We start from the raw sequence: 20,444 nt of genomic DNA on the forward strand, positions 1-20,444 counted from the left end.
CGGCGGGGTCGTCGGCGACACGGATCTCTCCCAGCGACGCGACACACCCTGACAGGTCGTTGCCCCGGTACCCCTGTCGACCTAGCGTCACAGGTGGCAGAAAATGACATAAGTCTAACCCTGAAGTAGAGGTTGAGGGTTGGCTCCGCAGGACGACGAGAGGGACCGACGTGGCGGCACCGCAGAACTACCTGGCGGTCATCAAGGTGGTCGGGATCGGTGGCGGCGGCGTGAACGCCGTCAACCGGATGATCGAGGTCGGGTTGAAGGGCGTGGAGTTCATCGCCATCAACACCGACGCACAGGCCCTGCTCATGAGCGACGCCGACGTCAAGCTCGACGTCGGGCGGGACCTAACGCGCGGGCTCGGCGCGGGCGCGGACCCGGAGGTCGGCAAGAAGGCCGCCGAGGACCACGCGGAAGAGATCGAGGAGGTCATCCGCGGCGCCGACATGGTCTTCGTGACCGCCGGTGAGGGCGGCGGCACCGGTACCGGCGGCGCGCCCGTCGTCGCGCGCATCGCCCGGTCGCTCGGCGCCCTGACCATCGGCGTCGTGACCCGGCCCTTCACGTTCGAGGGGCGCCGGCGCGGCGTGCAGGCGGAGTCCGGCATCGAGTCGCTGCGCAATGAGGTCGACACCCTCATCGTCATCCCGAACGACCGGCTCTTGTCGATCTCCGACCGTGCCGTGTCGGTCCTCGACGCGTTCAAGTCGGCCGACCAGGTCCTGCTCTCCGGTGTCCAGGGCATCACCGACCTCATCACCACCCCAGGGTTGATCAACCTCGACTTCGCGGACGTCAAGTCCGTCATGCAGGGCGCCGGCAGCGCCCTGATGGGCATCGGGTCGGCTCGCGGTGAGGACCGCGCGGTCCAGGCCTCGGAGCTGGCGATCTCCTCGCCGCTGCTGGAGGCCAGCATCGACGGCGCCCACGGTGTGCTGCTGTCCATCCAGGGCGGCTCCGACCTCGGGCTCTTCGAGATCCACGAGGCCGCCCGGCTGGTCCAGGAGGCCGCCCACCCGGAGGCGAACATCATCTTCGGTGCGGTCATCGACGACGCGCTCGGCGACGAGGTCCGGGTCACCGTCATCGCGGCCGGTTTCGACGAAGGCGAAGGTCCCGGCGGGGCCGAGAGCACCCTCCGTAGCCGTGCCGCCGCCCAGGCCGCCCAGGCCCGTCCGGCCCAGGGTGCGACCCCGGCCGTCGTCTCGGCACCCTCGCCCGAGTCGGTCGACCCCGCGCCCGCCCCCGAGGCGCCCGCGCCGGCGGCCCCCAGGCCGGAGCCGGTGCCCGTGGGCAGCCGCAACGGGTCGCCCGCGCACCTGTCCGAGGACGGGCAGAACCGCCGGTCCTACGAGGTCCCGCACGTCTTCGAGGAAGAGACTCCACGGTCGCGTCGCGACGAGGACCTGGACATCCCCGACTTCCTCAAGTGATCGGGCCCGGCACGCGGACCGGGTGACGCTGCGGTGATCCCCGGCTTCCTGACTGCCGACCTCGGCCCCGGCGCGCGCGGTGGTTTCACCGCGCGTGCCGGCGGGGTCTCCACGGGGCCCTACGGCGGTCCGGGCGGCACCGGCGGCCTCAACCTCGGCCCGCACGTCGGCGACGACGACGAGGCCGTGCGGGCCAACCGCGCACGGCTCGAGCAAGCGCTGGGCTCGCCGGTGGCGTGGATGAGTCAGGTCCACGGGGCCGCCGTCGAGGTGATCGACGGCCCCGACGGCGCGACCCGGGCCAGGGAGTGTGACGCGCTCGTGGCGCCCGCCGGCTCCGGGGTGGCGCTCGGCGTCCTGGTCGCCGATTGTGTGCCGGTCCTGATCGCCGACCCCATCGGCGTCGTCGGGGTCGCGCACGTCGGCCGGAGCGGCCTGGTCGCCGGCGTCCTGGAGTCCGCCCTCGCCGCCATGGCCGACCTGGGCGCGGAGCCCGGCCGGATGCGGGCCGTCGTCGGCCCGAGCATCTGTGGCCGCTGCTACGAGGTGCCGGCCGAGATGCAGGCCGACGTCGCCGCCCGGGTGCCGGGGACCGCCTCGGCGACGTCCTGGGGGACGGCCGCGCTCGACCTCCCGGCCGGGGTGCGGGCCCGACTCGTCGCCCTCGGCGTCGACGGTGTCCACGACACCGGGGTGTGCACGCTCGAGGACGAGCGCTACTACTCCTACCGACGCTCGGGCAGGTCCGGCGGCGGACCGGTGACCGGCCGCTTCGCCGGTGTCGTACGACCCGCCGGCCGACACGCCGACTGAGAACCCGCCGCGCACCCCGCTGCTGGTCTAGCGTCGGTCAAGGCAGCAGGCAGGTCGCAGCAGCCCCGGCCGGACGCGGACCGTGGCTGCCAGGCCGTGAGGAACAGGAGCAGGTATGGCCAGCACGATGCGCAAGATGATGGAGTACCTCTCGCTCGCCGAGCCTGAGGACGAGTACTACGAGGAGGTGGCTCCTGATGCGTACGAGGACCGAGCCCCTGAGCGTCGCGACCGGGACGACCCCGAGCATCGGGCCGAGGTGACGCCGATCTCACGCGCCGCCGCCATGCACGTGGAGGAGTCCGCCTCCGCCGAGGACCTGCGCCGCATCGTCACCGTCCACCCCTCGAGCTACAACGAGGCCCGCGTGATCGGCGAGGCGTTCCGTGACGGCACGCCCGTGATCATGAACCTCACCGGGATGAGCGAACCGGACGCCAAGCGCATGGTGGACTTCTCCGCCGGTCTCGTGTTCGGGCTCCACGGGAGCATGGAGCGGGTCACCAACCGCGTCTTCCTGCTCTCGCCCGCCACGGTCGAGGTCAACGGTGGCTCCGCCGGCGACGCAGTGCCCGGCCGGTTCTTCTCACCGAGCTGACGTCGTTGTTGCTCGTCTACCAGCTGCTCCAGCTGCTGCTGCTGCTGTACATCTTCGTCCTGCTCGCCCGCCTGGTCTTCGACTGGATCCAGGTCTTCGCGCGCGACTGGCGGCCCCGCGGGTTCCTGCTCGTCATCGCCAACGGCATATACGGACTCACGGACCCCCCGCTGCGGTTCCTGCGCCGCTACATCAAGCCGCTTTCGCTCGGTCAGATCCAGCTCGACCTGAGCTTCCTGGTGCTGTTCCTCGCGGTCAGCCTGCTGCGGGGACTCGTGCTGCCGCTGATCTTCAGCGCGTTGGTCGCCTGAGCCGCCACGACTTGTGCGCGCCGCGTTTCCACCGCCGCGCACGGCGGGCTACTGTCAGGCACCAAGGTGGCTGTCCGCTACGGTTGCACCCGGGTGAGCAGCGGCCGACGCGGCTCATGGACTTTTGACCGAACGACTCCAGAGGTGAACGAGATGGCGCTGCTCACTGCAGACGACGTTCTCAACAAGAAGTTCCAGCCGACCAAGTTCCGTGAGGGTTACGACCAGGACGAGGTCGACGACTTTCTTGACGAGGTCGTCAACACCCTCCGTGTGGTGACCGGTGAGAACGAGGAGCTCAAGGCCAAGCTCGCCGCTGCCGAGGAGCGCATCGCTGCCCTCAACGGCGGCGCCGCCCCGGCCTCGCCGGACGTGGCCGCCGAGCCCGTCCAGGAGCGCGTCGCCGAGGAACCCACGCCGCAGCCGGTCGAGCAGCCGGAGGCGTCCATGGTCACCTCTGCGCCGGCACCGGCCATGCCGCAGGCCGAGGATGAGGACGCCGGCGGTCCCGGTCCCGAGTCCGCGGCCGGGATGCTTGCCCTGGCGCAGCGGCTGCATGACGAGTACGTCAGCAACGGCAAGGCCGAGAGCGAGCGTCTCGTCGCGGAGGCCGAGGCCGAGGGCGCGCGGATCGTCAAGGAGGCCGAGGACCAGCACAACCGGACGCTCACGCAGCTCGAGCAGGAGCGTTCGCTCCTCGAGCGCAAGATCGACGAGCTGCGGACCTTCGAGCGCGACTACCGCACTCGCCTGAAGAGCTACCTCGAGTCTCTGCTCGCCAACGTCGAGTCCGGAGCCCCCAAGGCCGAGGGCATCTGAGCCCGTACCCCGGCGGACGGCGGCGGCCCCACGAGGGCGGTCGCCGTCCGTCGTCGTGCGAGAATCTACCGCGATGGACAGTCAGCCCTCCCCGCCGCCGCTGCGACGGCGCGACCTCCGGCGTCGCGGCGCGCCGCCGGATGACGCGCCGCGGACCGACGTGCCGGCCGCCGGTGAGCCGGGGGAGCCGAACGGGCAGTACTCGTCCTCCGGGACGGCGAGCGTGACGCCGACCGAGGTGACGGCGGCCGAGGACACGGAGGACGCCGCCGACTCCCCCGTGCCGGTCGATCCCGCCCGCCGGCGGCGTCTGCTGGCCCTGCTGCTGAGCCTGACCGTGGTCCTGGCCGGGACGGACCAGCTCACGAAGTACATCGCCGAGGCCCGGCTCGAGGACGGCGAGGTCGTCCCGCTGATCGGGGACCTGCTCGGTCTCCAGCTCGTGCACAACGCCGGTGCCGCCTTCTCCATCGCCACGGGCATGACCTGGGTGTTCACGATCGTGATGGTCGTCGTCGCGGTCGCCGTGCTCCGTGTCTCCCGGAAGCTCGGCTCGGTCGGCTGGGCCGTGGCGCTCGGGATGCTGCTCGGTGGCTGCCTGGGCAACCTCTACGACCGGCTCTTCCGCGAGCCCGACTTCGCACGCGGCCACGTCGTCGACTTCATCAACTACAACGGCTGGTTCGTCGGCAACGTCGCCGACATCGCCATCGTCGGTGCGGCGGGTCTCATCATCGTCCTCGCCCTGCGGGGCCGCGAGATCGACGGCTCCATCGAGCGCCCCGAGCCGCGGGACCGGGCCGAGGCCCGGGACGAGCCCGGGGAGGAGCCCGACGACCGTGGCTGATGTTCGGGCCATGCCCGTTCCGGACGGCCTGGTCGGCGAGCGGGTGGACGCCGCGCTCGCGCGGCTGCTGGGCTTCTCCCGCACCCGCGCCGCCGAGCTCGCCGAGTCCGGAGGCGTCGCCGTCGACGGGCGCACCGTGGGCAAGTCCGACCGGCTCAGCGCCGACGGTTGGCTCGAGGTCAGCCTGCCCGAGTCGGCGACCCCGGCGGCCGCCGAACCCGTCGCCGTGGCGGGCATGAGCGTCGTCTACGCCGACGACGACGTCGTCGTGGTCGACAAGCCGGTGGGCGTGGCCGCCCACCCGTCGCCGGGCTGGGACGGTCCGACCGTCGTCGGGGCGCTCGCCGCGGTCGGGCACCAGGTCGCCACCTCCGGCCCGGCGGAACGTCAGGGAATCGTGCACCGCCTGGACGTCGGCACGTCCGGGCTCATGGTCGTCGCCAAGTCCGAGGTGGCCTACTCGGTGCTCAAGCGCGCCTTCAAGGGCCGGACCGTCGAGAAGACGTACCACGCGCTGGTCCAGGGCCACCCCGACCCGTCGGCCGGGACCGTCGACGCACCGATCGGACGCCATCCGACGGCGTCGTACAAGATGGCCGTCGTCGCCGGCGGCAAGGACTCGGTCACCCACTACGAGACCCTGGAGGCGATGGCCGGTGCTTCCCTGCTGGAGATCCAGCTCGAGACCGGCCGGACGCACCAGATCCGCGTGCACATGGCCGCCGTCCGGCACAGCTGTGTCGGCGACCTCACCTACGGCGGTGACCCGCGGCTGGCGGAACGGCTCGGGCTGGCCCGCCAGTGGCTGCACGCCGTGCGCCTCGGGTTCGAGCACCCGGTGACGGGCAGGTGGCTGCTGCTGAGCAGCGAGTACCCGGACGACCTGGCCCACGCGCTCGACATCATGCGCGAGGGGGCACGATGACGGCCCGGGCCGGTGGCGACGCGTCGGCAGGCGAGGTGTCCGCGGGGGCCGTCACCGTCGTCCGCGTGGAGGACCGCGAGCAGCTCGAGCAGGCCTGGGCGGTCCGCACCGAGGTCTTCGTCGCCGAGCAGGGCGTGCCCGTCGAGGAGGAGGTCGACGAGCTCGACACCGCTCCCACGACGACGCACGTCCTCGCCCTGGACGCTGCGGGTCGGGCCGTCGGCACGGGTCGGCTGCTCAACGACCCGGAGCACCCCGGCGAGGTGCACCTCGGCCGCCTCGCGGTGCGTGCGGCGGAGCGGGGCCGCGGGACCGGGGCACGTCTCGTCGTCGCCATCGAGGCCTTGGCGCTCGCCCAGCACGGTGCCGGCGTCGCCGAGGGCCCGCTGCAGGTCCGGGTGGTGCTCTCCGCGCAGGAGTACGCCCTGGCGTTCTACCGGCGCCTCGGCTACGAGGTCGTCTCCGGCGAGCGCTACCTCGACGCCGGCATCTGGCACCAGGAGATGGCCCGCACGGTCACCGCCTGACGCTCCGCGACGGCGTGTCCGCCGGCGACACGCCGAGCCCTCGCGCCACGCCTCGAGCGGTGCCCGGAGACGTCGGAGCCGACGCCTAGAATCGCCCGCATGGCTGCCGGTGGATCTGACGACTTCGTCCATCTTCACGTCCACACCGAGTACTCGATGCTCGACGGTGCCGCGAAGCTCGACCCGTTGTTCGACGAGGTGAACCGGCTCGGCCAGAAGGCCATCGCCATGACCGACCACGGGTACATGTTCGGCGCCTACGACTTCTGGAGCACCGCGCGCAGCGCGGGCGTCAAGCCGATCATCGGTGTCGAGGCCTACCTCACGCCGGGCACCGCGCGCGCCGACAAGACCCGCGTGCGCTGGGGCGACGAGTCGCAGGCGAACGACGACGTCTCGGCCCGCGGCAGCTACACCCACATGACCCTGCTGGCGAAGTCCACCGAGGGCATGCACAACCTGTTCCGGATGGCCTCGCTCGCCTCCCTCGACGGACAGATGGGCAAGGCTCCGCGGATGGACCGCGAGCTGCTCAACACCTACGGCAAGGGGCTCATCGCCACCACGGGCTGCCCCTCCGGCGAGGTCCAGACACGGCTGCGGCTAGGCCAGTGGGACGAGGCCGTGCGCGCCGCCGGAGAGTTCCAGGACATCTTCGGCAAGGAGAACTTCTACGTCGAGCTGATGAACCACGGGCTCGATCTGGAGCAGCGCACCGTCCCGCAGCTGATCAAGCTCGCGGAGCACATCGGGGCGCCGCTGCTCGCCACGAACGACTCGCACTACGTCACCGCCGAGGACCGGCACACCCACGACGCGCTGCTGTGCATCAACTCCGGCTCCACGCTGGCCGACCCGAACCGGTTCAAGCTCACCGGTGACACCTACTACGTGCGCTCCGCGGCCGAGATGCGCGACCTGTGGCGCGACCACCCCGAGGCCTGCGACAACACGCTGCTGGTGGCCGAGCAGTGCGACGTCCAGTTCCACACCGCCGCCGACGGCGCGAACTACATGCCGCAGTTCAGCGTGCCGCAGGGCGAGGACGAGCACTCCTGGTTCGTCAAGGAGGTCGAGAGGGGGCTGCACTACCGGTTCCCGGAGGGCGTCCCGGACGAGGTCCGCCAGCAGGCCGAGTACGAGGTCGGCGTCATCACCCAGATGGGTTTCCCCGGCTACTTCCTCGTGGTCGCCGACTTCATCACCTGGGCCAAGGAGCAGGGCATCCGGGTGGGGCCCGGGCGCGGCTCGGGCCCGGGCTCGATGGTCGCCTACGCCATGCGCATCACCGACCTCAACCCCCTCCAGCACGGGCTGATCTTCGAGCGGTTCCTCAACCCGGACCGTGTCTCGATGCCGGACTTCGACGTCGACTTCGACGAGCGCCGGCGCGGCGAGGTCCTCGACTACGTGACGAAGAAGTACGGCGACGACCGCGTCGCCCAGGTCGTCACCTACGGCACGATCAAGGCGAAGCAGGCGCTGAAGGATTCCTCGCGCGTGCTCGGCTATCCCTTCGCGATGGGCGAGAAGCTGTCCAAGGCGATGCCGCCGACGGTGATGGGCAAGGACGTCACCGTCAAGGGGATGTTCGACCCGAAGGACGGCCGCTACGCCGAGGCGGAGGAGTTCCGGCAGCTGCACGGCACGGACCCCGACGCACAGAAGGTCGTGGACCTGGCCCAGGGCCTCGAAGGGCTGAAGCGGCAGTGGGGGGTCCACGCCTGCGCGGTCATCATGTCCTCCGCCCCGCTGATCGACATCATCCCGATCATGCGCCGCCCGCAGGACGGTGCCGTCATCACGCAGTTCGACTACCCGACCGCCGAGGGCCTCGGGCTGCTGAAGATGGACTTCCTCGGCCTGCGCAACCTCACCGTCATCGGGGACGCGCTGCGCAACATGGAGCGCAACGGCAAGGAGCAGGTCGACCTCGAGAAGCTCGACCTGGAGGACCGCCCGTCCTACGAGCTGCTCGCCCGCGGTGACAGCCTCGGCGTGTTCCAGCTGGACGGGAGCGGCATGCGGACGCTCATGCGTCTCATGCGGCCGGACAACTTCGAGGACATCTCGGCGCTCATCGCGCTGTACCGACCGGGGCCGATGGGTGCGGACTCGCACACGAACTACGCGCTGCGCAAGATCGGTCGGCAGGAGATCACGCCGATCCATCCCGAGCTCGCCGAGCCGCTCGAGGAGATTCTCGGCACGACCTACGGCCTGATCATCTATCAGGAGCAGGTCATGGCCATCGCGCAACGGGTCGCCGGGTTCACGCTCGGACAGGCCGACTTGCTGCGCCGCGCCATGGGCAAGAAGAAGAAGGCGGAGTTGGACAAGCAGTACGTCGGCTTCGAGGCGGGCATGCTGGAGAACGGCTACTCCAAGGACGCCGTGAAGACCCTCTGGGACATCCTGCTGCCGTTCTCCGACTACGCCTTCAACAAGGCGCACTCGGCGGCCTACGGCCTCGTCGCGTACTGGACGGCCTACCTCAAGGCGAACCACCCGACCGAGTACATGGCCGCCCTGCTCACCTCCACCCAGGACAACAAGGACCGGCTCGGGCTCTACCTCGGCGAGTGCCGGCACATGGACATCACGGTCCTGCCGCCGGACGTCAACACCTCGGCGGCGGATTTCACCCCCGTGGGCACGGACATCCGGTTCGGTCTTGCCGCCATCCGCAACGTCGGCGCCCACGTGGTCCAGGCGATCATCCAGGCCCGCGAGGACAAGGGCGAGTTCACCTCGTTCACGGACTTCCTCGACAAGGTGCCGGCGGTCGTGTGCAACAAGCGGACGATCGAGTCCCTGATCAAGGCGGGTGCCTTCGACTCGCTCGGGCACAACCGCAGGGCGCTGGTGTCCCGCCACGAGGAGGCGATCGACGCCGTCGTGGACGTCAAGCGCAACGAGGCCGTGGGGCAGTTCGACCTCTTCGCGGGCCTCGACGGTGAGGACGGCGCGCCGGGCGGGTTCGCCGTCGAGATCCCGGACATCCCCGAGTGGGACAAGAAGCAGAAGCTCGCGTTCGAGCGGCAGATGCTCGGCCTATACGTCTCGGACCACCCCCTCGCGGGCATCGAGCACGTCCTCGACCGCGTCGCCGACACCCAGATCGCGACCCTGCTCGAGGACAGCACCACGCCCGACGGCGCCAACGTGCACGTGGCGGGACTGATCACCTCCCTGCAACGCAAGATGACGAAGAACGGCAACCCGTGGGCCATCGCCACGGTGGAGGACCTGACGGGCTCCCTCGAGGTGCTGTTCTTCCCGCAGACGTACACCACGGTCTCCACGGCGCTGGCCGAGGACACGATCGTCACTGTGCGCGGCCGGCTCAACCGCCGTGACGACGTGCCGACGATCTACGCGCAGGAGATGACCCTGCCGGACGTCTCGGAGGCCGAGAACGGCCCGGTCAGTGTGACGCTGCCAGAGAACCGTTGTACGGGCCCGGTGGTGGAGCAGCTGCGCGGCATCCTCGCCAACCACCCCGGTCCGGCCGAGGTGCGCCTGCAGCTGACCAAACCCGGTCGCGCCACGGTGATGCGGCTCGCCGACACGCTCCGTGTTCAGCCGACGTCGGCGCTGTACGGCGACCTCAAGGCCCTGCTCGGGCCGAACTGCCTCGTGAGCTGAGTGCCGCGCCGGCCGACCCGCTCAGCCGCGGTCCGGGGCGCGGGCGGCCAGCTCGTCGCGCTGGGCCGCCACGAACGCCGCGTCAACCGGGTCCCCGTGGCCGGGAACGACGGTGCGTGGCCGCATGGCTAGCAGGGTGTCGAGCGCGTGCGGCCAGCGGGCCGGGTCGGAGTCGGGCCCGATCGACGGCGGCGCCCCCTGCTCGACCAGGTCGCCGACGAACAGCACGCCGGCGTCCGGGACGTGGACCACGACGTCGTGGTCCGTGTGCCCGGGACCGGGGTGCGACAGCACCGCCATGCGATCGCCGAGATCCATCTCGACGGACGAGCTGAGCAGGCGATCGGGAAGGACGCCCCGGGCCGCCTGGAGCGCTTCGGCCGTCGCGGTGTCGCCCGCCTCCCGGTAGTGCGCCACCCATGCCGCACGATCACGCTCCGCGTCGCGGACGAGTGCCTCCCGGCACCGCTCGTGGGCCCAGACCGGGCACGGTGCGAACGCCGCCGTGCCGAAGTGGTGGTCGAAGTGCGCGTGCGTGAGCACGACGCTCCACGGCAGCGCGGTGACCTCCCGGACCGCGGCTGCGAGCTCCGCGCCGATGAGCTCGTCGCCTCCCGTGTCGACCACCAGGCAGGAGCGGGAGCCCACCACCACGCCAAGGGTCTGGTCGAGCTCCTCGTACCGGCGCGCGAGCACACCCGCGGCGAGCTCGACCCAGCGGCCCGTTCGGGTGTCCATGCAGCGACCCTAGGGCGCTAGCCGACGCGCGCCGATCGCCGGCCGGCGGGCGTCTCGACCTCCACCAGCATCCCCGTGCCGAGCTGGCGCCCGCGCCGGGTCTCCACCTCACCGTCCACGGTGACCTCGCCGTCGGCGATCAGCTCACGTGCCTGCGCACCGGACTCGGCCAGGTCGGCGAGCTTGAGGAACTGGCCGAGGCGGATGGTGCCCTCGGTCGGGATGGTGGGCACGTGGTCGCTCATGGACCGATCCTCCCAGGAACTGGCCGAGGTCGGCTTGCACCAGGACTGCTCGAGGTCGGCTTGCGTGCCGCCGTGGTATCCACAAGTGGTGCGCGGATGCCGGCCGGTCCACGTCCGGCGTGGCCGCTTCGAGTGATGTCGGTGGCTCGTACTAGTGTTCGATTCATGGCGGAGACGGCGGTGGTGACGGTGATGCAGGTGCGGGCCTTCCGCGCCCGTGTCGCGGAGCAGCCGTTGCCGGCCGAGCCGGCCGACCTGGTGGAGTTGATCGCTGAGCTCGAGGCGTTGAAGGCGAGTGCGTGCGCACGACAGGCCGAGGCTGCCGTCGAGGTCGACCGGGCGCGTCGGGCCGAACGGGCGGAGCGGGGCGTACCCGCCGCCCGCCGCGGCCAGGGTGTGGCCTCCGAGATCGCCCTGGCTCGCCGTGAGTCCCCGCACCGTGGCCAGCAGCTGCTGGCGTTCGCCAAGACGTTGAGGTCCGAGCTGGCGCACACGGCGGCCCGCTTCCACGACGGTGAGCTGTCCGAGTGGCGGGCGATCCTCGTGGCGCGCGAGACCGCCTGCCTCGATGTCGGTGACCGGCGTGCCATCGATGAGGAGGTCTGCGGGGACGCCGCGAGACTGGACGGGCTGGGTACCCAGGCGCTGGTCGCGATGCTGAGGAAGGCTGCCGCGCAGCGCGATCCGGGCGCTGTTGTCGAGCGTGCGCGCCGGGCGGAGTCCGAACGTCGGGTGAGTGTTCGTCCGGCGCCCGACGCCATGTGCTACCTCACCGCGCTGGTGCCCACTGTTCAGGGCGTCGCGGCGTACGCGAGCCTGACCAAGGACGCCGAGCACCTGCACAACATCGAGGGCGATCCGCGCGGGAAGGGTCAGCTGATGGCCGACCTGCTGCACGCCCGGCTCACCGGGACCGAGCTACCCGCTGCCGAGGTCGAGGCGAGCGGTGAGATCTCGGTCTCGCCGCCCGCGGTGCCGCTCACCGTCAACATGACCATCTCCGACGTCGCACTGCTCGGCGGCGGGAGGGAGGCCGCCACGATCACGGCGAGAGGTGTGCCGGCACAGATCATCCCGGCGGAGATCGCCCGCCGTCTCGTCTCCGAGACCCTGAACGCCGGGACTCTCTCCGCCGAGACGAAAGCATGGATCCGGCTCCTGTACGCGGACCCCGCCGGCCGGCTGGTCGCCATGACCTCCAAGAGTCGCTACTTTCCGGCCGGGCTGGCCGACTTCCTCGCCCTGCGGGACCAGGGAATCTGCCGCACGCCCTACTGCGACGCCCCTGTCCGGCACATCGATCACGTCACTGCGGCCGCGGACGGCGGCCGGACCCAGGCGGACAGCGGCCAGGGTCTGTGCGAGGCGTGCAACCACGCCAAACAAGGGGCCGGCTGGCAGCAGCACGTCGATCCGGCGGCCCAGCGACATGCCGTCGCCACGCGGACGCCAACCGGCCACACCTTCACCTCGACGGCGCCACCCCCGCCCGGGGTGGCCCGCGGCGACCCGCTCGAGCGGTCCCACCGCGCGGCCTGAGCACCGGCCACGCGCCCGGCCCGACCTAGACTGGCGGACATGCTCACGCGCACGGACCTGCGGGGTCGTACTCTGACCAGTTCCGAGCTCGCCGCGACGCTGCCGCGGGCCGCGCTCGACGTCGAGGCAGCGCAGGAGCGCATCCGCCCGATCCTGGACGACGTCCGGGACCGCGGGGCCGCCGCCCTGCGCGACCTGGCCGAGCGGTTCGACGGCGTCCGGCCCGACCACGTCCGCGTTCCTGCGGAAGCGATCTCCGACGCCCTCGAGCACCTCGACCCCGAGGTGCGTGAGGCCCTGGAGGCCTCGATCGCCCACCTGCGGGCCGGGCACGGCGCCCAGCTGCCGCGCGAGACCAGTACCGAGATCGTGCCGGGGGGCGTCGTGCGCCAGCGGTGGGTACCCGTGCAGCGGGTCGGTCTCTACGCCCCGGGCGGCCTCGCCGTCTACCCCTCCAGCGTCGTGATGAACGCCGTCGCCGCGCAGGTCGCCGGCGTCGAGGAGCTGGCGATCGCCTCTCCGCCCCAGAAGGAGTTCGGCGGCCTGCCGCACCCCGTCATCCTCGCCGCCTGCGCGCTGCTCGGCGTGGCGGAGGTCTACGCCGTCGGCGGTGCCCAGGCCGTCGCCATGTTCGCCTACGGCGCGAAGGTGGAGGACGACGTCGATCGCGCCGACGCGGCCGCGGCCGGCACCGGCGGGGTGCTGTGCGAGCCCGTCGACGTCGTCACCGGCCCCGGCAACGTCTACGTCGCCGCCGCCAAGCGGGCCGTCATGGGCACGGTCGGGATCGACGCCGAGGCCGGCACCACGGAGATCGCCGTCCTCGCGGACACCACGGCGAACCCGGTGCACGTCGCCGTCGACCTCATGTCCCAGGCCGAGCACGACCCGGCCGCCGCCTCCGTGCTCATCACCGACTCGCCCCAGCTGGCCGACGCCGTCGACGCCGAGCTCGCCGCCCGCGTGCCCGCGACGAGGCACTCCGACCGGATGCGCACGGCGCTGACCGGGCCGCAGTCCGGGACCGTCCTGGTGGACGACGTGGACCACGGCGTCGCCGTCGCGAACGCCTACGGTGCCGAGCACCTCGAGATCCAGACCGACGACGCGTCCGGCGTGGCGGACCGGATCCGCAACGCGGGCGCCGTCTTCGTCGGCCCGTACTCGCCCGTGCCGCTCGGCGACTACCTGGCGGGCTCGAACCACGTGCTGCCCACCGGCGGCACCGCTCGCTTCGCCAGCGGACTGAACGTCACCGCCTACATCCGCAGCGTGCAGGTCGTCGAGTACGGCGAGACGGCGCTCAAGGAGCTCGCGGCGCCGCTGCGCGCCCTCGCCGTCTCCGAGGACCTGCCGGCACACGCCGAAGCAGTGGACGAACGGTTCTGATGCGCCGCATACCCCGCCCGCTGGCTCGCGCCCCGATCGGGATCTTCACCTCAGGGTTCGGCTGGGTCTTCCGGGGTCTGCTGGTGATGGTCGAGCACACCGGCCGCAAGTCGGGGCTGTCGCGCCACGTCGTCCTCGAGGTCATCGCCGCCGAGGTGGATGCCGTCGTCGTGGTCGCCGGCTACGGCGCCAAGGCCCAGTGGTTCCGCAACGTCCTCGCGGACCCGCGCGTACGGCTGTGGCACCGTCGGGCGCGCGGGGTGCCGGCGCGGGCGAGCCGGCTGCCGCCGCCCGAGGCGCGCGAGGTGTTCGAGCGGTACCGACGGGAGAAGCCGTCGCGGTTGCGGGCGCTGGGCAGGACGCTGGAGATCCCCGTGCTGCTCCGGCCGGGCCCGTTCCCCGAGGACATCGGGGAGACGCTGCCGCTCGTGCGGATCACGAGGACGCCCACCGAGCCGACGCGCACCTGACCGCTGCACTTGCTATTGACAAGTGCACTTGCCTTTCGCAAGTATGGTTCCTGCCCGCACAGAGCGGGGATCCGCGTCGAAGGAGACATCGTGAGCACCAAGATCTTCGTGAACCTGCCGACCACCGACCTCGAGAGGGCCAAGTCCTTCTTCACGGGTCTCGGGTGGGAGATCAACCCCAACTTCACCGACGACAACGCCGCCTGCGTCGTGATCGACGAGGACATCTACCTCATGATCCTCAAGCGCGAGTTCTTCGCGACGTTCACCGACAAGCCGATCGCCGACCCGAAGACCTCGCTCCAGGTCGAGACCGCTCTGAGCAGCGAGAGCCGGGAGACTGTCGACCGCATGCTCGAGAAGGCGCTCGCTGCCGGCGGCACCGAGCCGCGTCCGGTCCAGGACTACGGCTTCATGTACGCCCGCGACTTCGAAGACCCGGACGGCAACCTGTTCAGCGTGCTCTACATGGACCCGGTCGCCCAGGAGAAGGGGCCCGAGGCTTACGCGGCGGAGCAGGGAGCGTCCTAGGCGGGGCGGAGGGATGGCCGGGCGAAGCTACGGGCAGTACTGCGGTGTCGGCACGGCCCTCGAGCTGGTCGGCGAGCGGTGGGCGCTGCTCATCGTGCGCGACCTGCTCGTCGGGCCGCGCCGGTACGGCGACCTCAAGCGCGGCCTCGAGCGGATTCCCACCAACGTCCTCGCGGCACGGCTCAAGGAGCTGCAGGAGGGCGGCGTCGTGCGTCGCGTGCCGCTTCCGACCGCCCGCTCCGGCATCGTCTACGAGCTGACGCCCTTCGGTCGGGGCCTGGAGGACGTGATCCTCGCCCTCGGTCGCTGGGGCTTCACCGCCATGGGGGAGCCCGCCGAGGGGGACGTGGTCACCAGCGACTCGATGACGATGGCGTTCCGCACGTCCTTCGTGGCCGAGGCGGCCGCCGGCCTGCCCGACACCGTCTACGAGGCGCACGTCGGGGACGTCGTCCTCGCGCTCTCCGTGCGTGGCGGTGCCCTCGAGGTCGCTCCCGGACCGGCCGACCGGCCGGATCTCGTGCTGACGGCGGGGCCCGGCATCCGCCGGGTCATCTCTGGCGAGCTCTCCGCACCGGAGGCGCTCGAGCACGGGACGGTCCACGTCCTCGACGGCGACCCGGCGCTGCTCGAGCGGTTCGCGGCCACCTTCCACATCGACCCGGGGCCGGCTCCGGTGCGCCGGGATGATCTCGCCGCGTCGTGATTGCCGCCCGCCCCGTGGTCCGGGAGCACGGGACAACCGGGCGGGGGCGCGGGGGTACGGTCTTGAGCGCCACCACGCCGTCGACGGGAGAACCATGGCGCCGCACACTCCGGAGCTGGTCGAGCTCGAGGCCGGGGACCCGCGCTGGGAGCAGGCCCTGCCAGTTCTGCGCGAGCTCCGTCCGCACCTGACCGACGAGCTGCTCGACCAGGTCCTGCGCGAGGGGGCGCCGCAGGGACTGCGGTTCCTCGCCGCGTTCGAGTCCGGCCGCTGCGTCGGCGTGGCCGGCTGGCGCGTCCTGGCGACGACCAAGCCGGGCCGCAAGCTCTACGTGGATGACCTCGTGACGACGAACGAGAACCGGTCGGCGGGCGTCGGCACCGTGCTGCTGCGCGAGCTGGAGTCACGCGGACGCGCGGCCGGCTGCCCCGTCATCGAGCTCGACTCGGGTGTGCAGCGCCACGGTGCCCACCGCTTCTACCTGCGCGAGCGGATGCACATCTCCTCGCACCACTTCTCCAAGGAGCTCTGAGGCCGCTCGGTAGCCCGAGCCGCTCCCTCAGCGCTGCGCGAGCACGAACGGGTAGACCGCCGACGCCCCTGCCTGCCTGAGCAGCCGGGCGGCGACCGTCAGTGTCCATCCCGAGTCGGTGAGGTCGTCGACGAGGACGACGCTGCGTCCAGGTAGACCGGCGAGCGCAGCCTGGGAGATGTCCAGCCCCAGCCGGCGGTGCACGCCGGCCAGCCGCTGGGCGGAGTTGACGTCGTGCCGCCCGGGTGGCCGGTCCGGCTCCGGCGCCACCGCTGCCACGAGCGGCACCTGCAGGATGTGCGCCACACCACGGGCCAGGTGGTCCATCAGCTGCGGCCGGGTCGCGGAGGCGATCACGACGACTCCGTCGACGCCGGGGGAACCCTCGCCCGTGCGCAGCTCGCCCGCCCAGTCGCGCAGCACCTGCTCGACGGGCCGGCGCAGCACGGCGGGCAGCAGCCCATCCCGGCCGCCGCTCGCCTCCCGGTCGCCGTGCTCGCCGTCGTCGTCGGGCACGGCGACCTCGCCGGCAGCGCTCTGCCGCGGCTCGAGGAGCTCGCGCAGCGGCACGGACCAACCGAGCCCGTCCAGCCGCGCGACGGCGCGGCCGGGCAACGCGCGCTCGTCCTCCGCGATCTTCCCGCGCAGGTCCAGGCCGAGGGTGTCCAGGCCGGTGGGCCACTGGCGGCGCGGCGTGACCTCCACGCCCGGGCGCTCCAAGGCCTCGCGGACCTGGCTGACGGCGGCTTCGTCGACCGCCGTGTCGAGGTCCGTGCCGCCGCACAGGTCGCACCGCTCGCAGCGCCAGCCGTCCGTGAGGTCAGGGTCGTCCAGCTGCTCGCGGAGGTAGGCCATGCGGCAGGAGTCCGGCTCGAGCCCGATGTAGCGCAGCATCGCCTGCTGCTCCTCGATCCGGGCGGTCGCGACCCGGTCGTACCGCTCGCGGTCGTAGGCCCACGCCTCGCCCGTCGCCTCCCAGCCGCCGCGGACACGCCGGACGGCGCCGTCGACGTCGAGAACCTTGAGCATCGTCTCGAGCCGGTTCCGGCGCAGCTCCACCTGGGTCTCCAGGCGGGCGGTCGACATGGTGCCGCCCTCGGCCAGCGCCGCGAGGGTTTCGCGGACCGAGACCTCCGGCGGGAAGCCGAGCGAGCCGAAGTAGGCCCAGATGTCCTCGTCCTCGGCCCCGGGCAGGAGGATCACGTCGGCCCGGTCCACCGCACGGCCCGCTCTGCCCACCTGCTGGTAGTAGGCGATGGGGGAGGACGGCGCCCCGAGGTGGACGACGAACGCCAGGTCCGGCTTGTCGAAGCCCATGCCGAGCGCCGAGGTGGCGACCAGCGCCTTGACACGGTTCTCCTTCAGATCCGCCTCGAGCCGCTCGCGCTCCCCCGGATCGGTCTGGCCGGTGTAGGAGCTGACCGCGTGACCGGAGCTGCGCATCTGCTCGGCCACGGTCTCGGCGGCCGCCACGGTGAGGGTGTAGATGATGCCCGAGCCGCCCCAGCGCGGCAGCTGCTGACCCAGCCAGGCCACGCGCGCGGCCTGGTTCTCCAGCTGCACCACGGCGAGGTGCAGGGAGGGCCGGTCGAGGGAGCCGCGCAGCACGAGCACCCCGTCGGCCTCGGCTGAGACTCTGCGCACGCCGAGCTGCTCGGCGACGTCGGCGCTGACGCGCGAGTTCGCCGTCGCGGTGGTCGCCAGGACCGGGATGCCGTCCGGCAGCTCCGCGAGGAGCGTGCGGATCCTGCGGTAGTCGGGCCGGAAGTCGTGCCCCCAGTCGGAGATGCAGTGCGCCTCGTCGACGACCACCAGGCCGGCGCTGGCGGCCAGCTTCGGCAGCACCTCGTCACGGAAGGCCGGGTTGTTGAGGCGCTCGGGCGAGCACAGGAGCACGTCGACCTCGCCGGCGGCGATCGCGGCGTGCACCTCGTCCCACTCGGTGACGTTGGCCGAGTTGATGGTCACCGCGCGGATGCCGGCACGGGAGGCTGCCGAGATCTGGTCCCGCATGAGCGCGAGCAGCGGGCTGATGATGACCGTCGGTCCGGCCGGCGGGAAGTCTGCGGCCCCCGCGCGCAGCAACGCCGTCGCGACGAAGTACACGGCCGACTTGCCCCAGCCGGTGCGCTCGACCACCAGTGCGCGGCGCCGGCCCTCCACGAGTGCCTCGACGGCCGCCCACTGGTCCTCGCGCAGCGTGGCGTCCTCGCGCCCGACCAGGGCGCGCAGGGCTGTCTCGGCCCGCTCGCGCAGCGGCGCGGTGGTGTCCTGGGCGGTCACGTCGATCTCCTCATCGCCTCACGCTCTCACGCTCGCCCCGAGCCTCTCGCACGCCATCCACACGTGGGGACGGGGCGGGGCCGTGTGGATGCGGCGGCAGCTCGGCGACGCCCTGACCGGGCACCGCCGTGGGTCTCACGGCCTCGGGTCGACGGAGTGCGCCGGCTGCATCCCGTACGGGATGGCGTCGGACGGCACGATCTCCTTGCCGAACGGGACGACCGTCACGGGGATCATCTTCAGGTTCGCGATGGCCAGCGGGATGCCGACGATGGTGATCGCCTGCGCGATCGCGGTCACCACGTGCTCGACGGCGAGCCACACGCCGGCCACGAGGAACCAGATGACGTTGGCGAGCGCGGAGCCGGTACCGGCGGTCGGCTTGCGCACGACGGTCCGCCCGAACGGCCACAGCGCGTAGCTCGCCATCCGGAAGGAGGCGACACCGAACGGGATCGTGATGATGAAGATGCAGGCGAGGATTCCGAAGAGCACGTAGCCCAGCGCGAGCCACAGGCCGCCGAAGAGCAACCAGATGACGTTCAGCAACGCGCGCATCGCCCCAGCCTGGCACAACGAACGCTCGCTCGGGAGGTGCACGGCTGTCCTGGGTGCTTGTCACCCGGGTGATGATGGCCGTTGGCGGGATGCACTATCTTGATATCGAGATAAGCGCCGCATCACCACGACGACGTCGAGGGCGGGGGAGACGATGAGCACCACGTGGGACGCCGAGGTCTACGAACGCTTCGGTGTGTACCGGTCCCGGCCCGTGGCCGATCTGCTCGCCCGGGTTTGTGCCACCGACCCGCGGGTGGTGGTCGACCTCGGTTGCGGTTCCGGAGCCTCCACCCGCCCGCTCGCCGAGCGGTGGCCCGACGCCCGGGTCATCGGCGTCGACTCCTCCCCGGAGATGCTCGAGCGCGCCCGGGAGTCCGACAGCCGCATCGAGTGGGTCGAGGCAGACGTCCAGACCTGGGACATGCCCGGCGACGTCGACGTCATCGTCACCAACGCCGTCCTGCAGTGGGTGCCGGGCCACCTCGAGCTGCTGTCGCGGTGGGTCGGTGCCCTCGCCCGTGGCGGGTGGTTCGCCCTCCAGGTGCCGGGCAACGCCGACGCCCCGAGCCACGCCGTGATGCGTGAGCTCGTCGCCGCGATGCCCGAGGGTGCGGAGCTGCTGCCGTTGCTCCTCGGCAAGGCGGGCGTGGAAGATCCGGCCGGGTACGCGGCCGCGTTGCACGACGCGGGTTGCGAGGACATCGACGCGTGGGAGACCACCTACGTGCACCTCCTCGATCCCGAGGCTCGCCTGGAGAACCCGGTGCTCGAGTGGATGCGCGGCACCGGTCTGCGCCCGCTGCTCGGACAGCTCTCGCCCGAGCGTGAGGCCGCGTTCCTCGAGCGGTACGCCACCGCGGTCGCGGCCGCCTACCCGCGCAACCCGATGGGCGTGGCCATGCCGTTCCGGCGAGTCTTCGCCGTCGGACGACGGCGGAGCTGAACGGCCGTGGCAGGCACGCTCAGGGACCGGGCGACCGGCCTGCTCCGCGCCTGGCGCCCACCGGACCCCGGCCAGGCGTGGCTGCGCGAGCGGTACGTGCGCCATCTCGAGGCACACGAGGACGGCGCGTACCGCCACTGTGTGCCCGACCACCTGACGGCGTCCACGATCGTGCTCTCCCGCGACGGCGGCCACGTGCTGCTGACGCTGCACGCGAAGGCCCGGCGCTGGTTCCAGCTCGGCGGGCACGCGGAGACCGGCGACGCCTCGTTGCTCGACGCGGCCGCCCGCGAGGCGCGCGAGGAGTCCGGCCTGGAGCTGACGCTGGACCCGGTGCCGGTCCACCTCGACGAGCACGCGGTGCCGTTCTGCGGCGACCGCGGCGACGTGCACCACCTCGACGTGCGGTTCCTCGCCGTCGCGGACCGGGACGGTGCGCACGCGACCAGCGAGGAGTCGCTGGAGGTGGCCTGGTGGCCGGTCGACGCGCTCCCCGACCCCGAACCGGGCCTGGTCGAGCTGGTCCGGCTCGCGCGCGAGCGCCGAGCAGGCGCGACGCCCACGGACCAGGCGTGAGGTG

21 protein-coding genes are annotated in these 20,444 nt (G+C 71.8%); 17 read left to right on the forward strand and 4 right to left on the reverse strand.

All coding sequences use genetic code 11. The annotated features are described in order from the left end of the window. The first annotated feature begins 170 nt into the window (after window positions 1–170). From ftsZ to dnaE, 9 genes are all read left to right on the forward strand, one after another. On the forward strand, window positions 171–1,439 hold the full coding sequence (ftsZ, locus tag ABD907_RS10020) for a cell division protein FtsZ (RefSeq protein WP_345216106.1): 1,269 nt from the start codon (window positions 171–173) through the stop codon (window positions 1,437–1,439). A 33-nt stretch (window positions 1,440–1,472) separates the two neighbouring features. After that, complete coding sequence (locus tag ABD907_RS10025) at window positions 1,473–2,252, forward strand: purine nucleoside phosphorylase YfiH/LACC1 family protein (protein WP_345216107.1); 780 nt, start codon at window positions 1,473–1,475, stop codon at window positions 2,250–2,252. Window positions 2,253–2,367: 115 nt separating this feature from the next. Continuing rightward, window positions 2,368–2,850: a cell division protein SepF gene (locus ABD907_RS10030; RefSeq protein ID WP_345216108.1), complete on the forward strand. Its 483-nt coding sequence runs from the start codon at window positions 2,368–2,370 to the stop codon at window positions 2,848–2,850. 5 nt (window positions 2,851–2,855) lie between these two features. After that, on the forward strand, window positions 2,856–3,161 hold the full coding sequence (locus tag ABD907_RS10035) for a YggT family protein (RefSeq protein ID WP_345216109.1): 306 nt from the start codon (window positions 2,856–2,858) through the stop codon (window positions 3,159–3,161). A gap of 153 nt (window positions 3,162–3,314) precedes the next feature. Next, a complete protein-coding gene (locus ABD907_RS10040) occupies window positions 3,315–3,980 on the forward strand; it encodes a DivIVA domain-containing protein (RefSeq protein ID WP_345216110.1) in 666 nt (221 codons plus the stop codon). A gap of 73 nt (window positions 3,981–4,053) precedes the next feature. Next, window positions 4,054–4,827: a signal peptidase II gene (locus ABD907_RS10045; RefSeq protein ID WP_345216111.1), complete on the forward strand. Its 774-nt coding sequence runs from the start codon at window positions 4,054–4,056 to the stop codon at window positions 4,825–4,827. Between the two features lie 10 nt (window positions 4,828–4,837). Continuing rightward, window positions 4,838–5,752 (forward strand): RluA family pseudouridine synthase, encoded by a 915-nt coding sequence (locus ABD907_RS10050; protein ID WP_345216112.1) that lies wholly within the window; start codon window positions 4,838–4,840, stop codon window positions 5,750–5,752. Then, window positions 5,749–6,279 (forward strand): GNAT family N-acetyltransferase, encoded by a 531-nt coding sequence (locus ABD907_RS10055; RefSeq protein ID WP_345216113.1) that lies wholly within the window; start codon window positions 5,749–5,751, stop codon window positions 6,277–6,279. The genes ABD907_RS10050 and ABD907_RS10055 overlap by 4 nt, the downstream gene beginning before the upstream one ends. A 99-nt stretch (window positions 6,280–6,378) precedes the next feature. Beyond that, window positions 6,379–9,927 carry a DNA polymerase III subunit alpha gene (dnaE, locus tag ABD907_RS10060; RefSeq protein ID WP_345216114.1) on the forward strand — a complete coding sequence of 1,183 codons (3,549 nt, stop codon included), beginning with the start codon at window positions 6,379–6,381 and terminating at the stop codon, window positions 9,925–9,927. Window positions 9,928–9,948: 21 nt separating this feature from the next. On the opposite strand, the gene ABD907_RS10065 is transcribed toward dnaE, so the two are convergent. Both ABD907_RS10065 and ABD907_RS10070 read right to left on the reverse strand, forming a co-directional pair. Continuing rightward, window positions 9,949–10,665, reverse strand: coding sequence for an MBL fold metallo-hydrolase (locus ABD907_RS10065; protein WP_345216115.1), 717 nt, complete (start codon window positions 10,663–10,665; stop codon window positions 9,949–9,951). Between the two features lie 17 nt (window positions 10,666–10,682). Beyond that, window positions 10,683–10,910 (reverse strand): RNA-binding S4 domain-containing protein, encoded by a 228-nt coding sequence (locus ABD907_RS10070; protein ID WP_345216116.1) that lies wholly within the window; start codon window positions 10,908–10,910, stop codon window positions 10,683–10,685. Between the two features lie 165 nt (window positions 10,911–11,075). On the opposite strand from ABD907_RS10070, the gene ABD907_RS10075 reads away from it, so the two are divergent. From ABD907_RS10075 to ABD907_RS10100, 6 genes are all read left to right on the forward strand, one after another. Next, complete coding sequence (locus ABD907_RS10075; protein WP_345216117.1) at window positions 11,076–12,449, forward strand: HNH endonuclease; 1,374 nt, start codon at window positions 11,076–11,078, stop codon at window positions 12,447–12,449. A 39-nt stretch (window positions 12,450–12,488) separates the two neighbouring features. Next, window positions 12,489–13,838 (forward strand): histidinol dehydrogenase, encoded by a 1,350-nt coding sequence (gene hisD / locus ABD907_RS10080; RefSeq protein ID WP_345216118.1) that lies wholly within the window; start codon window positions 12,489–12,491, stop codon window positions 13,836–13,838. Then, the gene (locus ABD907_RS10085) at window positions 13,838–14,308 is read left to right on the forward strand and encodes a nitroreductase family deazaflavin-dependent oxidoreductase (protein WP_345216119.1); all 471 of its coding nucleotides are present in this window, start codon (window positions 13,838–13,840) and stop codon (window positions 14,306–14,308) included. The genes hisD and ABD907_RS10085 overlap by 1 nt, the downstream gene beginning before the upstream one ends. Window positions 14,309–14,398: 90 nt before the next feature. After that, window positions 14,399–14,839, forward strand: coding sequence for a VOC family protein (locus tag ABD907_RS10090; RefSeq protein WP_345216120.1), 441 nt, complete (start codon window positions 14,399–14,401; stop codon window positions 14,837–14,839). Window positions 14,840–14,852: 13 nt separating this feature from the next. Further along, the gene (locus ABD907_RS10095) at window positions 14,853–15,545 is read left to right on the forward strand and encodes a winged helix-turn-helix transcriptional regulator (RefSeq protein ID WP_345216121.1); all 693 of its coding nucleotides are present in this window, start codon (window positions 14,853–14,855) and stop codon (window positions 15,543–15,545) included. 94 nt (window positions 15,546–15,639) lie between these two features. Beyond that, window positions 15,640–16,077 carry a GNAT family N-acetyltransferase gene (locus tag ABD907_RS10100; RefSeq protein ID WP_345216122.1) on the forward strand — a complete coding sequence of 146 codons (438 nt, stop codon included), beginning with the start codon at window positions 15,640–15,642 and terminating at the stop codon, window positions 16,075–16,077. A gap of 27 nt (window positions 16,078–16,104) precedes the next feature. On the opposite strand, the gene ABD907_RS10105 is transcribed toward ABD907_RS10100, so the two are convergent. After that, window positions 16,105–18,360: a RecQ family ATP-dependent DNA helicase gene (locus tag ABD907_RS10105; RefSeq protein WP_345216123.1), complete on the reverse strand. Its 2,256-nt coding sequence runs from the start codon at window positions 18,358–18,360 to the stop codon at window positions 16,105–16,107. Window positions 18,361–18,495: 135 nt separating this feature from the next. Next, on the reverse strand, window positions 18,496–18,918 hold the full coding sequence (locus ABD907_RS10110) for a YccF domain-containing protein (RefSeq protein ID WP_345216124.1): 423 nt from the start codon (window positions 18,916–18,918) through the stop codon (window positions 18,496–18,498). 154 nt (window positions 18,919–19,072) lie between these two features. On the opposite strand from ABD907_RS10110, the gene ABD907_RS10115 reads away from it, so the two are divergent. Then, window positions 19,073–19,864 carry a methyltransferase domain-containing protein gene (locus ABD907_RS10115; RefSeq protein ID WP_345216125.1) on the forward strand — a complete coding sequence of 264 codons (792 nt, stop codon included), beginning with the start codon at window positions 19,073–19,075 and terminating at the stop codon, window positions 19,862–19,864. 6 nt (window positions 19,865–19,870) lie between these two features. Continuing rightward, the gene (locus tag ABD907_RS10120; protein ID WP_345216126.1) at window positions 19,871–20,440 is read left to right on the forward strand and encodes an NUDIX hydrolase; all 570 of its coding nucleotides are present in this window, start codon (window positions 19,871–19,873) and stop codon (window positions 20,438–20,440) included. Window positions 20,441–20,444 lie beyond the last annotated feature (4 nt).

This window comes from Georgenia halophila (genome assembly GCF_039541595.1).